The following is a 14,556-nucleotide window of genomic DNA, read 5'->3' as shown; positions in this document are numbered from 1 at the left end:
CATTCCGGCAATGCCGAAAGCTTAGTTGACCGACTTGTCGACCAGTTTGTTCTTGCCGATCCAGGGCATCATGCCGCGCAGCTTGGCGCCGACTTCTTCGATCTGGTGGCTGTCGTTGTTGCGGCGGATGCCCTTGAAGCGGGCAGCGCCAGAACGGTATTCCTGCATCCACTCGGAGGTGAACTTGCCGGTCTGGATGTCCTTGAGGACGCGCTTCATCTCAGCCTTGGTCTCTTCGGTGATGATGCGCGGACCGGTGACGTATTCGCCCCACTCGGCCGTGTTCGAGATCGAATAGTTCATGTTGGCGATGCCGCCTTCATAGATCAGGTCGACGATCAGCTTCACTTCGTGCAGGCACTCGAAATAGGCCATTTCCGGAGCGTAACCGGCCTCAACAAGCGTTTCAAAGCCGGCGCGGATGAGCTCGACAAGACCGCCGCAGAGAACGACCTGTTCGCCGAAGAGGTCGGTTTCGCACTCTTCGCGGAAGTTGGTTTCGATGATGCCCGAACGGCCGCCACCGACGCCGCAGGCGTAGGAAAGCGCGAGTTCAAGGGCGTTGCCGGAAGCGTTCTGGTGAACGGCAACGAGGCAGGGAACGCCGCCGCCCTTCTGGTATTCGCCGCGAACCGTGTGGCCCGGGCCTTTTGGAGCGATCATGACGACGTCGACCGAAGCCTTCGGCTCGATGAGGCCGAAGTGAACGTTGAGACCGTGGGCGAAAGCGATCGCAGCGCCGTCACGGATATTCGGAGCGATTTCGGACTTGTAGATGTCGGCCTGCAGCTCGTCCGGAGTCGCCATCATCATCAGGTCGGCCCAGGCGGCAGCTTCGGCAACGGTCATGACCTTGAAGCCGTCGGCTTCGGCCTTCTTAACAGTCGGGGAACCGGCCTTGAGCGCGATCACAACGTTCTGTGCGCCGCTGTCCTTCAGGTTCAGCGCGTGCGCGCGGCCCTGAGAACCGTAGCCGATGACGGCGACCTTCTTCGACTTGATGAGGTTGAGATCGGCATCACGATCGTAATAGACGCGCATTGTTTGTCCTTCCCTTTGCTTGTCTGGGTAAACGTCTAAGTCTCAGACGGTCGCTGCCGCTTCCGCCAATACCTTTTCCGTGCCGTAAAGCCTGAGGAAAGCGGTGACCGCTTTCTCAGCCTGACGGCTCGTATCCTTCAAACCGGGCTCACCGAGCAGCATGCGCACATGCAAATCGGAGACGATGAGCCCATAAAGCGTATGATATGCCTCGTCTGCATCGGTAAAGCGTAGCAGCCCTGCCCGCTTGCCGGCATCGATGAGACCGATGGCGCGGCGGTCGATCTGCCGGCGTCCGCGCTCCAGGAGCAGCTTGCCGAGCTTCGAGCCATCGCGGTTCGACTGGCCGATCGCCAGACGGTTCAACGCAAGTGAAACGTCGCCGGCCAGAACCTCGAGCAGATCGCGGGCGAAAATGACGAGATGGTCATGCAGACTTGCCGTATTCAGCCGTTCGCCATTGCGCTCGAAGGTGCGAACCTTGCTGGCCTGGTAGGTGATCATCGCAGACAGCAGGCCGTCGCGGTCACCAAACCACTTATACAAACTTTCCTTGGAGCAATTGGCGGCGCGCGCGACACCCGAGGTCGTCAGCGCCTTCTCGCCGCCGTCGACGAGCAGACGCAGCGCCTGTTCCAGAACCGCGTTCTGGCGCGGCGAAAACTCGCTCGACTGTCCTACTTCGCTCAGCACGATGGCCACTCCCAAATGCGTACCGTACGGTACGGTTCGTGGCGCTTTATGCAGGACACCGATGCAATCGTCAAGCGGAATTCGTTGCTGCACTGCGTTAAAAAGAGAGTGCTTGTCAGGTTGCTAAACGGTAGCGGTTGCCACGAGCCGGCCAGTCGATCAAGAGAACTTGACGCAAATGATTGGTCGGAAACATCACCTACTCGGCCGCGACAACGCTATTGCGCATGGCCTCGACATCCTTCAGCGGCGGCAGGCCGTAAAGGCGGCTATATTCCCGGCTGAACTGCGAGGGACTCTGATAGCCGACGCGGTGGCCGGCCGATCCGACGTCGAGCTGTTCGACGATCATCAGCCGCCGCGCCTCATGCAGCCGAAGCTGCTTTTGATACTGCATCGGCGAGAGGGCCGTAACGGTCTTGAAATGGTGATGCAGCGAGGAAACGCTCATGCCGACACGCTCGGCGAGCTCTTCGATGCGCAACGGCTGTGTATAGTTGTTGCGGAGCCAAGCGACGGCACGCGCCACTCGGTTGGTCTGGCTTTCTGCCATGGCTATCTGCAGCAAACGAGGTCCGTTCGGGCCGGTCAGCAGGCGATAGAGGATTTCCTGCTCGATCAATGGCGCCATGGCCGGAATATCTTCGGGCCGATCAAGCAATCGCAGCAGGCGCAGAGAAGCATCGAGCAGTTCCGGTGAGGCGGTATTGACCGCAATTCCGCGCACTGGCTCAGCGGTCAGTGCCTGACGCGGAATGCTGACGCGCGACAACAGCTCCTTCAAGCGTTCGCTGTCGAGCGCCATGCCGAAGCAAAGATAAGGCGTATCGCTGCCGACATTGGTGACCTGCGTCGATACAGGCAGGTCGAGCGCAGTCAAAATATACTCGCCGACGCCGTAATTATAGGTCTCGGCGCCGATTGTCAGGTTCTTGCGTCCCTGGACCACGATTGCAAAACAAGGCCGGTAAGCCCCATGCTGCCACACGGTCGCGGCCGACTGCCGATAGAGATTAAGATTGTCTATCGGCGTGCGGTGTTCGCCGTCCCCCGGAGCGAAACGTGCAACGATCGATGCGAGTTCCTGATTGGGATTGAAAGGCAGTGTCATGCGCAACCAACTGTTTTCGAGCAGATATCGATACCTATCTAGGTAACACCGTTCGATCGCGAAAGATCTACCGCACATTTAGATTCGCAGGATCGTACATAAAGCTTGCAGGATCGCTCTAACGCTGCGACCCGATCCTGATGCATGGTGGGCCATCCAAATTCTACTCCCCACCCATCCGAAAAGATAAGGAAATCTCCCATGCCTATCGCAAAGGGTTATGCCGCGACCGACGCGTCCAAGCCGCTCACCCCCTTCACCTTCGAACGCCGCGACCCGAATGCGGACGACGTTGTCATCTCCGTCAAATATTGCGGCGTCTGCCATTCCGACATTCACCAGGCCCGCAACGAATGGGGCTTCTCGAAGTATCCGATGGTGCCGGGCCATGAAGTCGCCGGCATCGTGACCGCCGTAGGTTCCGAGGTCACGAAGTTCAAGATCGGCGATCGCGTCGGTGTCGGCTGCTTCGTCGATTCCTGCACGACCTGCGCCACGCGCGACCTCGACTACGAACATTACATGCCCGGCCTCGTTCAGACCTACAACGACGTCGAGGCCGACGGCGAGACACCGACTTACGGTGGTTATTCCGACTCGATCGTCGTCAAGGAAGGCTACGTCCTCTCCTTCCCCGACAACATTCCGCTCGACGCAGGTGCTCCGCTGCTTTGCGCCGGCATTACGCTCTATTCGCCGCTGCGCCACTGGAAAGCCGGACCGGGCAAGAAGGTCGCTATCGTCGGCATGGGCGGCCTCGGCCATATGGGCGTCAAGCTGGCGCACGCCATGGGCGCCGATGTGACCGTGTTGAGCCAGACGCTGTCGAAGAAGGAAGATGGCCTCAAGCTCGGCGCCGACCATTATTATGCGACCAGCGATGCCGAGACCTTCACCAAGCTCGCCGGCAGCTTCGACCTTATCCTCAATACGGTTGGAACCGCCATCGACTGGAACGCATATCTCAACCTGTTGAAGTATGACGGCAGCATGGTGTTGCTCGGCGTTCCCGAACATGCCGTTCCAGTTCATGCCTTCTCGCTCATTCCGGGCCGCCGCAGCCTTTCCGGCTCCATGATCGGCTCGATCAAGGAAACTCAGGAAATGCTCGACTTCTGCGGCGAGCACAATATCGTTTCGGAAATCGAGAAGATCAGCATCCAGGACATCAACGAAGCTTACGAGCGCGTGCTGAAGAGCGATGTCCGCTATCGCTTCGTGATCGACATCGCCTCGCTGGCATAAGCCGAAAAGGGCGGCGTCCGATCCGGACGCCGCCCCCCTTATTCTTCGCGCGTGCTTTCCCGCTGCGTGATCAGCCGGGCACTGTGCTGCCGGCTGATATAGATCCACAGCCAGCTCCAGGCGACAGCGATGCGCCAGCGCACGCCGATCAGGAAATAGATATGGGCGAGGCCCCAGACCCACCAGGCGAGCCAGCCCTTAAGCTTGATCCAGCCGAAATCGATGATCGCGGCACTTTTACCGATCGTCGCCAGGCTGCCTTGATGGCGATAGTGAAATGGCCCCGGCGCTGGTCGGCCCGCAAGCTTCGCCCTGATCACCTTGGCAACGTAAGAGCCCTGCTGTTTTGCAGCTGGAGCGATCCCGGGCACCGGACTGCCATCGTCCCGCATGACGGCCGCCGTATCGCCGATGATGAAGATATCCTGCTGGCCCGGCGCCCTCAGATCCTTATCGACAATGGCTCGGCCGGCACGATCGGCTGGAATGCCAAGCCATTTTGCCGCCGGCGATGCCTCGACGCCCGCCGCCCAGACGATGGTGCGGCATGGCACGAACGCATCGCCGATCGTCACGCCCTCCGCGGTGCATGAGGTGACGGGTCTGCCGAAGCGAACATCGACACCCAGCAGTTCCAGCTCTTTGTGCGCATAGTCGGAGAGCTCTTGCGCGAAAGCGGGCAATACCCGTGGACCGGCCTCGACAAGGATGATCTTCGCCTTGCGGGTATCGATATTGCGGAACTCCTTCGGCAGTGTCGTCCTTGCCAGCTCGGAGATGATGCCGGCGAGCTCGACGCCGGTAGGACCCGCGCCGACGATCACGAAGGTCAAGAGCGCCTCGCGGGCAGCTGGGTCGCTTTCCATTTCCGCCTGCTCGAAGGCCAGCAACAGGCGCCGGCGGATGGTGGTCGCATCCTCCAGCGTCTTCAATCCCGGCGCCACCGGCTCCCACTCGTCATGGCCGAAATAGGCATGAGTAGCGCCGGTTGCCAGCACCAGCGTGTCGTAATGGACCTTTTGGCCATTCTTCAGGAGCACCTCATGCGCCGCGCTATCGACGCCGACGACCTCGGCAAGCAGCGTCGTCACTTCAGGCCGATCGCGGAAAAAGTTGCGGATCGGCCAGGCGATCTCGGAAGTCGCAAGCAGAGTGGTCGCGACCTGATAGAGGAGTGGCTGAAAGAGGTGATGATTGCGCCGATCGATCATCGTGATGCGGACGGGGGCACCCTTCAGATCGTTGGCGAGCTGTACCCCGCCAAAGCCACCTCCGACCACAACGACATGATGATCCTGCATGGCAACACCTCGCGATTAAGTCCGCTCGAAAACGTAGGGTTGAGAAGGATATGCAGCAACCGTCTTTTATGCATGGCACCTCTGCACGGCTACGATACGGCAAGGCGCCTATTGCGCATACCCGACAGGAACGGAGGTGCCGCTTTTAAGTTCCTCCATCGAGATCGATGCGGAGACGTCGAAGAGCTCGACCTTGCGCACGAGCTGCTTGTAGATGACATCGTAATGCTCGACACGCGGCAATACGATCTTCAGGATATAATCATAATTGCCGGTAAGCCGATGCGCCTCGACGATTTCGGGGATGTCACCGATAACCCTGCGGAAGGATTCGATCCACTCGTCGGCGTGATGCGCCGTCTTGATCATCGCATAGACCGTAGTCGGCACCCCCATTCTTTCGCGGTCGAGCACGACGATGCGCCGAGCTATATGCCCGCTCTCCTCCAGCCGCTGTATGCGCCGCGAGCAGGCCGAAACCGATAAGGCCACACGATCGGCAAGTTCCGTGACGGAGATGCCGGCATCCGCCTGCAGAAATTCGAGAATCTTTCGGTCACGTTCGTCCAGCATGTGCGGTAATTCCCTATATGCGCGCCGTTATTTTGCACATAAATCGAAAAATGCGCAAACTTTTGCAGAGAGATCATGATAAGCTTCAAAAAACGCAAACATACGGCGGATGAATCACCGCACTATTCCTCCATTCAAAATCCACGAGCGGAGAACAGCATTATGCGCACCATTGGCCTGATCGGCGGTATGAGTTTCGAGAGTTCTGCAGTTTATTATCGCCTGATCAACGAAATGGTCCGCGAGCGCCTGGGCGGCCTCTCCTCCGCCGAACTGTTGATGTACTCCGTCAATTTCGAAGAAATCGTCGCGCTACAGAAGGCGGGGCGCTGGAACGACGCCGCCGACCGGCTCGGCGATGCTGCGCAGCGCCTGGAGGCCGCCGGTGCCGAATGCGTGCTCATCTGCACCAACACCATGCATCTGATCGCACCTCAGGTTGCCGAACGCGTTTCCGCGCCGCTCATCCATATCATCGATGAGACTGCCGCCGCCTTGAAGACAGCAGGCCGCGTGAAGCCGCTACTGCTCGCCACGCGCTACACGATGGAACATGGCTTCTATGCCGAGCGCATGGCTGAAAACGGCGTCTCCATTATGGTCCCCGGTTCCGAGGATCGCACCGTCACGCACGATATTATCTTCAACGAACTCTGCGCCGGCATCATCAAGGACGAGTCGCGCCGGAAGCTGAACGTCATTATCGAGCGCGCCAAGGCCGAAGGCGCCGACAGCGTTATTCTCGGCTGCACCGAGATCTGCCTCATCCTCGATCCGAAGGCGCTGATCCTGCCGGGCTTCGATACGACGACGATCCATGCGGAAGCGGCTGTGGATTTTGCTCTAGCGAATGAAAAAGCTCGCAGCAGCCGCGCGGCCTGAGTCCAATCAATTTACTTGACTGAGTCCAATAAATAACCAACATCGTCTCCTATATCTGAGGAGACGATGCCATGAGTCCTGCTGCCGAATTCGCGACCATCGATGCCGTTCGCGACTTCAACCGCTTCTACACGAATTTTCTCGGCGTCCTGAACAAGGCCTATCTGGATAGCCCCTATACGCTGACGGATGTGCGCGTGCTATTCGAAGTCGGCTTCCGCGGCGGTGTCGCCGCCTCGGCGCTGACGCGCGATCTCCATCTCGACCCCGCCTATCTCAGCCGTATCGTCAAGCGTTTCCGCGAGGATGGGCTGGTCGAGACGACGCCCGATCCGACCGATGCGCGCAGCCAGGTCATAAAGGTCACCGATAAGGGGCAGGCGCAATTCGAGGAATTCGTCCGCCGCTCGCGCGCGCAGATCGCCGGATATTTCGAAAAGCTCGCGATCGGGGAACCGGAGCGTATCGTGGCGGCAATGCGGACGATCCAGGACACGCTCGGCGCCGGTGAAACGAGTAAACCACCCGCCATCATCCGCAACCATCGAGCTGGAGACATCGGCTGGATCGTACAAAGTCAGGCACGTTTTTACACCGAGGAATTCGGCTGGGACGACCGCTTCGAGGGATTGGTGGCCGAAGTCGCCGGTAAATTCCTGTCCAATTTCAATCCGCAGAAGGACCGATGCTGGATTGCCGAGCGAAGCGGCCTGAACGTGGGCTCCGTCATGATTACCGATGGCGGTGACGACATCGCGAAGCTTCGGCTGCTCTATGTCGACAAGACCGCACGCGGCCTCGGTCTCGGTAAGATGCTGGTCGACGAGTGCATCCGCTTCTCGCGCGATGCCGGCTACAGAACACTCTCGCTCTGGACCAATGATATCCTCGACACGGCGCGGGCGATCTACATCAAGGCGGGCTTCAGGCTTGTGTCGGAGGAAAGACATCGCATGTTCGGTCCGGAATTGAACGGTCAGACTTGGGTGCTCGATCTGTAAGACATCGCTGACCGTCTGCGCGGATAGACACACTGTGGCTTCGCCCTTATCTTCGATGCTTCCCTGATTTGCATTGAGATACCAGTGATGACCGCAAGTAGCGAAATCCGGATACAGCCCATATCAGCCGATCATATCGAAGGCTTTCACAAGGCGCTTGATACGGTCGCGCGCGAGCGGGAATATCTGTCGCTGCTCGAAGCCTTTCCCTTGGAAGAAACGCGCATTTTCGTGCTTGGTATGATCGAAAAGGGCAATCCGCAATTCGTCGCCTTAGCCGATGGGAAAGTGGTCGGCTGGTGCGATATCAGCCGCCATATGTTTCCCTCTCACGCCCACGCCGGCAAACTCGGCATGGGCATCATCCCCGCCTATCGCGGCAAGGGCCTAGGTCGTCGCTTGATCGAAGCAACGCTGCGCGCCGCGCGTGATGCAGAAATAGAACGCATCGAACTCAGCGTCCATGCGGACAATGACAGAGCCATCGCGCTCTACGAAAAAGTCGGCTTCGTCCGCGAGGGCCTCGCACGCAATTCCGTCCGCATAGACGGACGTTATAAAGACGCGATCCATATGGCGTTTTTCCACGAATAACGAAACCAGCCGCCGCCATTCTCGGAATGTCTTGCTGCGACGCAAAAAAATCGCTTGATTTGGAAACGATCATTTCCTAAAAGAGTGGCATGACGATAGACACTCTCGATACCGCACCGAAGCTTCGTGGACGCCCGCGTGAATTCGACATGGATTCCGCGCTCGATGAAGCACTGCGCGTCTTTTCCGAGCGCGGCTATTATGCAGCCTCGATCAGCGAATTGACCGAAGCCATGGGGCTGACCGCAGGCAGCGTCTACAAGGCTTTCGGCGACAAGCGCGGCGTCTTCCTGGCCGCATTCAACAGGTATCGCCAAGTCCGTCAGCAGCTTATCGACGACGCGCTTGCCGAGGCGCCGAATGCTCATGAAAAGCTACGGACTTTGGTGAGGTTCTTCGCGGAGGCCTCGTGCGGCGAGATCGGCCGCCGCGGCTGCCTCGTGGTTGGAAGCGCGACAGAACTCGCCCTTTTCGACGAAGAAGTCGCCGGTCGTGTCGGCGTCGCCTTCGATTTCGACGAAAGGCGCATCCTCAATCTGATCCGCCTCGGACATGAGGATGGCTCCATACCGAAGCATGTCGATCCCGAAAGTACCGCTTGCGCTCTGCTTGCCCTGACCAAGGGTATGCGCGTGATTGGCAAGACCGGCCGCAAGGCCGAACATATGCTCGCCGTCGCCGAAACGGCCATGAAACTGCTGAACTGATTTCCATCGAAATTTCGGGGAACACGCTTCCCTGCCCGCATCGAGGACGAAACATGCCCGCAACTGCCGCTGCCCGACGGGAGAGCACGCCGCTCCCCGAAAAGACCATTTCGCCGCTTCTCACATTCATGTTCGCCGCCGCCTGTGGGTTGGTAGCCGCCAATCTCTATTATGGTCAGCCACTCGCCGGTCCCATCAGCCAGTCGCTCGGCTTCAGCCCGGCGGCGACCGGCCTTATCGTCACCCTGACGCAGATCGGCTACGGCCTCGGCTTGTTGCTGATCGTCCCACTCGGCGACCTTCTTGAGAACCGGAAACTGGTACTGACGCTGGTAGCGCTATCTGCTATCGCGCTCATAGGCGCAGCTTTTGCCTCCTCGCCGTCGCTGTTCCTGCTCGCCTCGCTCTGCATCGGCCTGGCTTCCGTCGCGGTGCAGGTCCTTGTCCCTTTCGCCGCGCATATGGCGCCGGACGCCAGCCGCGGCGCTGTGGTCGGCAATGTCATGAGCGGCCTGCTCGTCGGCATCATGCTCGCCCGCCCGGCTGCGAGCTTCCTGTCTGAGCTTCTCTCCTGGCACGCCGTTTATATCATCTCGGCCGGCGTCATGATCGGGCTGATCGTCATCCTGCGCCTTGTTCTACCGACCCGCGTGCCCCATGCGAGGCTGCATTATGGGCAGCTGCTGTCCTCCATGGGCCACCTCGCGCTTCGCACACCGGTCCTGCAGCGTCGTGCGCTGTACCAGGCCTGCATGTTCGGCGCCTTCAGCCTGTTCTGGACGACGACACCACTCTTGCTGGCGAGCCCGGCCTTCGGTCTGACGCAAAATGGTATCGCCCTTTTCGCGCTTGCCGGCGCGGCGGGGGCAGTCGCCTCGCCGATTGCCGGACGTGTTGCCGATCGCGGCTGGACAAAGCTTGCCACCGCCTTCGCTCTGACGATCGCCATCGTCGCCTTCCTGATCGGCCATTTTTCCGGCAGCGGCTCGTTGCTGGCACTCATCACCCTGACGTTGTCAGGGATCATGCTGGACTTCGGCGTCCAGACGAACCTCGTGCTCGGCCAACGCGCCATTTTTGCGCTCAGCGCCGAACATCGCAGCCGCCTCAACGGCCTCTACATGGCGACCTTCTTCGCCGGCGGCGCCCTCGGCTCGGCGCTTGGCGGCTGGGCCTATGCGACCGGCGGCTGGAACCTAGCCTCCTGGATCGGTGTCGCCTTCCCGGTCATTGCGCTGCTTGCCTTCCTGACCGAAAGCAATTCCAGGAAAAGTGCGTAGCGGCTTTGCGTCCGGAATTGCTTGGAAATAAAGGGATAGAGCCTTTTCGCTATGCGGAGAAAAGCGGAAAAGCTCGAGCGCAAGAAATGATTACGATGGCTGCGGTAGAGCCAGCCGCAGCCAGTCACATTCCCGCAAGCCGGCGCCGTGGAACGGATCGACCAGCGTACCGGAAACGATGCCCGCCAGGATCTGAGGCGCGGGAGGCACCTTGGCGATGGTGGCAACCAGCCGGTCCCTGATCCAGGCCAATGCTGCAGAGTCCGATTGATAGAAAGGCGTAAAGGCGGCAGACAGCAGCTGGAACAGCCGCACATGCACCCGCCGCGCCTTGGCATAGGCAGCAAGAGCGGCTTCGATGGTTTCATGTCCTGCCAGAGCATGCGCCAGAGCCGCAACATCGAGCAACGCCATGTTGGCACCCTGCCCTAATTGCGGGCTGGTGGAATGGGCCGCATCGCCGACGAAGACAGTCCGCCCGCTGTAGGGCGTCATCACAGTGCGGTGGGCATAGCGCGCCAGGGTCAGTTGGTCCCAATCGATGATCTGCTCCAGTAAGGGCTCGCATTCCGGCCAGTAGCCGCGGATCGTCTGCTTCCAGCGCTCAAGCCCACGCTTGCGTACCTCATCGGCGTCAGCGACTTTCAAGCTCCAGAACAGAGCCGCCTGCTTCGGCAAATCCGGCCTTCTACTGCCGATCGGTAAGACGCCGATCATCACGCTGGCCTTGTCATAACGCTGCGTCAGCGCCGCTCGATCCACCAACCCTTCGGGGCAATCGAGCGTCGCCCAGAAAGCGCCGTAAACGAGGTTGCGGGCACGCGGCGCGACGGGCGAGGCCGCGACCAGTTCCGAGCGCGCCCCGCTGGCGTCGATGACGAGATCGTAAGGCCCGAGGCGCCCATCCCCTTCGACGGAGAGAAAGCATTCACCACCCTCCTCCGTCACACCGATAACACGCTGTCCCGTATGGATCGGATGTCGCCGTGCAGAGACTTCATCGTAAAGCGTATCGAACAGCGCCGCACGATGAACGCCAAGCCCATAGCGCCCGCCCGGCAGCGCGTTGTAGCGCACATCGAGGACGATGCGGCCGCGAGTGGTCTCCGTGCCGAACAATCGATCGATGCGATTGCCGGCCGCATGGATCGCCGGACCAAGCCCAAGCGACTCAAGCACCGTCAATCCGGTCGGCTGCAGCATTAGCGCCGAACCGACGGGTGCCGGGCTATCGAACCGTTCGATGATATCGGTGGTATGACCAGCGCGAGTGAGAAAGAGAGAGGCGGCAAGGCCGGCAGGTCCGGCGCCGACGATAGCAATCTTCAAAGGCTTCACGATGGGCGGCTCAGTCCGGCGATTGATCGAAACGGGCGCGGGCGGCCTTGACGGCCTCGTGATTGGCTTCTGCCCAATTCAGGAGATGAGCCAGCGGCTCGTACAGCGAATGGCCGAGTTCTGTCATCCGATATTCGACGCTCGGCGGCTTGGTGGGAAATACCTCCCGGTCGATATAGCCGTCGCGCTGCAGGTCACGCAGCGTCTGCGTCAGCATGCGCTGGGAAATATCGGGCACCAGCCGACGCAGTTCGCCGAAACGATACGGTCGCTTGGCCAGTGTTTCCAGCAATAGCACCGACCATTTTCCGCCGATCTGCGAGATCAGGTCCCGGACGGGGCAATTGCCGAAATCAAGATTGCTGAGATCGAAGTCGCGCAGCGGCGGATTTTTGCTGCGCAGATTGACGACGGCGCTGGCTGCCATGCCGGTTCCCTTTTGGTAACTTGGAGCCCAAAAACTGCCTCCTTTACACCATGAAGTCAATTCCTATTCTAGTGCTAGTCTCTTTTTGAGAGCAACAAACCGCTGTTAATGTGCGGCGGTCCAACAAGGGAAAACATATGAGCAGCACTCTTCTCGTCACCGGCGCCGCCGGTAAGCTTGGCCAGCGCGTCATTCATCACCTGCTGGAGACATACAAGGTCGCTCCCGGCCGCATCGTCGCCGCAACGCGCAGCCCCGAAAAGCTTGCCGATCTCGCCGCCAAGGGCGTCGTCACCCGTAAGGCCGATTTCGATGATACCGCTGGTTTGCCTGCTGCTTTTGCCGGTATCGACCGGCTGCTGATCATCAGCACCGATGCGCTCGCCGTCCCCGGCCTGCGCCTGAAGCAGCACACGGCTGCCGTCGAAGCCGCGAAGAAGGCGGGCGTGAAGCATGTTCTCTATACCTCAATGCCAGCCCCGGACGGTTCGCTCGTCACCTTCGCACCTGACCATCTCGGCACCGAAAACGCCATCAAGGCAAGCGGCATCGGCTACACGATCCTGCGCGACGCCTGGTACTTCGACAACTACCTAATGGGCCTGCCGCACAGCCTCGAAACCGGCAAATGGTATACAGCAACCGGCGGCGGCCGTATCAGCAACATCAGCCGCGAAGATTGCGCACTCGCCATCGCCGCCGCCCTGGCTTCCGACAACACAGAAAGCGCCACCTATACGCTGACGGGCTCGACCGCCGTCACCATTGAGGACGTCGCAAGCGTCGTCAGCCGGATCACCGGCCGTCCGCTTGAGGTTGTGCAAGTCACGGACGAACAGTTCGCCGCCGGTCTTGCCGGCGCCGGCCTGCCGCCCTTCGTCGTCGACATGCTCGTCTCCGCCGACGCCAACACCCGCGCCGGCAAGTTCGACATTCTTACCAACGATTTCAACAAGCTCACAGGCAAGGAGCCGCAGACGCTGCGCAGCTTCTTCGAAGAGCACAAGGCAGCGTTGGCTGGCTGAGTTTACGAAGAGGTCAGGTGAGGCTTCGTTTGCCTCACCCTTGCGCATGGCCCCTCACCCCAGCCCTCTCCCCGCAAGCGGCAGGGCTATCGCATATGGAGGCGGACGAGCACCATAAGCTCCTTCTCCCCTTGGGGAGAAGGTGGCCCGAAGGGTCGGATGAGGTGGTTATCCCTTTGAATTCATGGATTTTGGTGGTCTTTGCAGGCACCCCCTCATCCGCCTGGCGGCACCTTCTCCCCGCTGGGGAGAAGGGGGACAGCGGCGATCTCCGCTCATATGCGATACCCCTGCCGCAAGCGGGGCGAGGGAGTTTTGGTGCTTCGCGCGCAAGCTCTAATCGAGTGATGCCGCCGCCATTTTGCGCTGTCGTCCCTTCTCCCCGCAAGCGAGGAGAAGGCTAGGATGAGGGGCCACGCCAGAAGGCGCGGCAACAACAAACTTGCCTGACCAGCCCAAAGCCATCCCCATCAAACCACCTGACCGCAAGCCCGGCGAAAACGCCGCACTGTTTCGGCCATGCCATATTCCAGCGCGTCGGCAGTCAGCCCATGACCAATCGAAGTCTCCGCAAGCTTAGGAATGCGCTTCAACAGCGCCGGCAGATTGGCGACTGTCAGGTCGTGACCGGCATTGACGTCGAGGCCATTGGCGAAGGCGGCATCGGCGGTCTTGCCCAGCGCTTCGAGGATGATGGCGGCCTTCTGCGGATCGTCGTAGCAGCCGCCGTAAGGGCCGGTATAAAGCTCGATACGATCCGCACCGACTTCCCTGGCGATCTTCACCGCCTCGGTATCACCATCGCCATCGGCAAACAGGGACACGCGGCAGCCGATCGTCTTGTATTTAGCGACGACGTCGACCAGCAGCTCGCGGTTCTTGCGAAAATCCCAGCCGTGATCCGAGGTTGCCTGAGAGGGATCATCGGGCACGAGCGTCACTTGTTCAGGTTCCGCGGAAGCACAGAGATCGAAGAATTCGTCGCTCGGATAGCCCTCGATATTGAACTCCGCTTCCGGAAACTCGTCATCGATTAGCGCGCGGATATCGGGCAGGTCGGAAAAGCGGACATGCCGCTGATCGGGACGCGGATGAACGGTCAGACCGCTTGCACCGGCCGCCAGCGCGATACGGCCCAAACCCGTGACGCTTGGCCAGGGAAGATCACGCCGGTTGCGCAGCATCGCGATAGCGTTGAGGTTCACGGAAAGCTTGGCGGGCATGATCGAAATCCCTGATTTTCAAAGCGGATGGGTAGTGTCGTTTTATGCCATTATGGCCAACAAAACCAACGAGATTCCGACATCGTTCCATGCAAAACTTTGATGGGGAAGATCG

15 protein-coding genes are annotated in these 14,556 nt (G+C 60.0%); 7 read left to right on the top strand and 8 right to left on the bottom strand.

Annotated elements, in window-relative coordinates; genetic code table 11:
• Positions 1 to 21: 21 nt before the first annotated feature.
• From ilvC to AC13QY_RS14205, 3 genes are all read right to left on the bottom strand, one after another.
• Positions 22 to 1,041 carry a ketol-acid reductoisomerase gene (ilvC, locus tag AC13QY_RS14215; protein WP_069612460.1) on the bottom strand — a complete coding sequence of 340 codons (1,020 nt, stop codon included), beginning with the start codon at positions 1,039 to 1,041 and terminating at the stop codon, positions 22 to 24.
• A gap of 42 nt (positions 1,042 to 1,083) precedes the next feature.
• Positions 1,084 to 1,734 carry a TetR/AcrR family transcriptional regulator C-terminal domain-containing protein gene (locus tag AC13QY_RS14210; protein WP_069612824.1) on the bottom strand — a complete coding sequence of 217 codons (651 nt, stop codon included), beginning with the start codon at positions 1,732 to 1,734 and terminating at the stop codon, positions 1,084 to 1,086.
• Between the two features lie 199 nt (positions 1,735 to 1,933).
• Positions 1,934 to 2,845, bottom strand: coding sequence for an AraC family transcriptional regulator (locus AC13QY_RS14205; protein WP_488493614.1), 912 nt, complete (start codon positions 2,843 to 2,845; stop codon positions 1,934 to 1,936).
• A 201-nt stretch (positions 2,846 to 3,046) separates the two neighbouring features.
• On the opposite strand from AC13QY_RS14205, the gene AC13QY_RS14200 reads away from it, so the two are divergent.
• A complete protein-coding gene (locus tag AC13QY_RS14200; protein ID WP_183810891.1) occupies positions 3,047 to 4,090 on the top strand; it encodes an NAD(P)-dependent alcohol dehydrogenase in 1,044 nt (347 codons plus the stop codon).
• Between the two features lie 38 nt (positions 4,091 to 4,128).
• On the opposite strand, the gene AC13QY_RS14195 is transcribed toward AC13QY_RS14200, so the two are convergent.
• Both AC13QY_RS14195 and AC13QY_RS14190 read right to left on the bottom strand, forming a co-directional pair.
• Entirely contained in the window at positions 4,129 to 5,391 is a 1,263-nt protein-coding gene (locus AC13QY_RS14195; protein ID WP_488493613.1) for an NAD(P)/FAD-dependent oxidoreductase, read from the bottom strand.
• A gap of 108 nt (positions 5,392 to 5,499) precedes the next feature.
• Complete coding sequence (locus AC13QY_RS14190; RefSeq protein WP_488493612.1) at positions 5,500 to 5,964, bottom strand: Lrp/AsnC family transcriptional regulator; 465 nt, start codon at positions 5,962 to 5,964, stop codon at positions 5,500 to 5,502.
• 162 nt (positions 5,965 to 6,126) lie between these two features.
• Between AC13QY_RS14190 and AC13QY_RS14185 the strand changes: the two genes are divergently transcribed.
• The 5 genes from AC13QY_RS14185 to AC13QY_RS14165 all read left to right on the top strand — a co-directional run bounded on the left by AC13QY_RS14185 (position 6,127) and on the right by AC13QY_RS14165 (position 10,428).
• Positions 6,127 to 6,846: an aspartate/glutamate racemase family protein gene (locus AC13QY_RS14185; protein WP_488493611.1), complete on the top strand. Its 720-nt coding sequence runs from the start codon at positions 6,127 to 6,129 to the stop codon at positions 6,844 to 6,846.
• Between the two features lie 71 nt (positions 6,847 to 6,917).
• A complete protein-coding gene (locus AC13QY_RS14180; RefSeq protein WP_488493610.1) occupies positions 6,918 to 7,847 on the top strand; it encodes a bifunctional helix-turn-helix transcriptional regulator/GNAT family N-acetyltransferase in 930 nt (309 codons plus the stop codon).
• Between the two features lie 87 nt (positions 7,848 to 7,934).
• Positions 7,935 to 8,441: a GNAT family N-acetyltransferase gene (locus tag AC13QY_RS14175; protein WP_488493609.1), complete on the top strand. Its 507-nt coding sequence runs from the start codon at positions 7,935 to 7,937 to the stop codon at positions 8,439 to 8,441.
• An 89-nt stretch (positions 8,442 to 8,530) separates the two neighbouring features.
• A complete protein-coding gene (locus tag AC13QY_RS14170) occupies positions 8,531 to 9,148 on the top strand; it encodes a TetR/AcrR family transcriptional regulator (protein ID WP_113354510.1) in 618 nt (205 codons plus the stop codon).
• Between the two features lie 53 nt (positions 9,149 to 9,201).
• Positions 9,202 to 10,428, top strand: a complete 1,227-nt coding sequence (locus AC13QY_RS14165) for an MFS transporter (RefSeq protein WP_488493608.1) — start codon at positions 9,202 to 9,204, stop codon at positions 10,426 to 10,428.
• Between the two features lie 90 nt (positions 10,429 to 10,518).
• Here the strand turns inward: AC13QY_RS14165 and AC13QY_RS14160 are convergent, their stop codons facing one another.
• Together AC13QY_RS14160 and AC13QY_RS14155 are read right to left on the bottom strand one after the other, a co-directional pair.
• Positions 10,519 to 11,766: an FAD-dependent oxidoreductase gene (locus tag AC13QY_RS14160; protein ID WP_113354507.1), complete on the bottom strand. Its 1,248-nt coding sequence runs from the start codon at positions 11,764 to 11,766 to the stop codon at positions 10,519 to 10,521.
• A gap of 10 nt (positions 11,767 to 11,776) precedes the next feature.
• Entirely contained in the window at positions 11,777 to 12,193 is a 417-nt protein-coding gene (locus tag AC13QY_RS14155) for a winged helix-turn-helix transcriptional regulator (protein WP_113354506.1), read from the bottom strand.
• Between the two features lie 137 nt (positions 12,194 to 12,330).
• On the opposite strand from AC13QY_RS14155, the gene AC13QY_RS14150 reads away from it, so the two are divergent.
• Entirely contained in the window at positions 12,331 to 13,218 is an 888-nt protein-coding gene (locus tag AC13QY_RS14150) for an SDR family oxidoreductase (RefSeq protein ID WP_113354505.1), read from the top strand.
• Between the two features lie 470 nt (positions 13,219 to 13,688).
• Here the strand turns inward: AC13QY_RS14150 and AC13QY_RS14145 are convergent, their stop codons facing one another.
• Positions 13,689 to 14,441, bottom strand: a complete 753-nt coding sequence (locus tag AC13QY_RS14145) for a pyridoxine 5'-phosphate synthase (protein ID WP_113352013.1) — start codon at positions 14,439 to 14,441, stop codon at positions 13,689 to 13,691.
• Positions 14,442 to 14,556: the final 115 nt, after the last annotated feature.

Source organism: Martinezella sp. CNPSo 3795 (assembly GCF_057784475.1).
The sequence above is the reverse complement of the archived record's forward strand: the minus strand, read 5'-3'. Positions and strand labels throughout refer to the sequence as shown.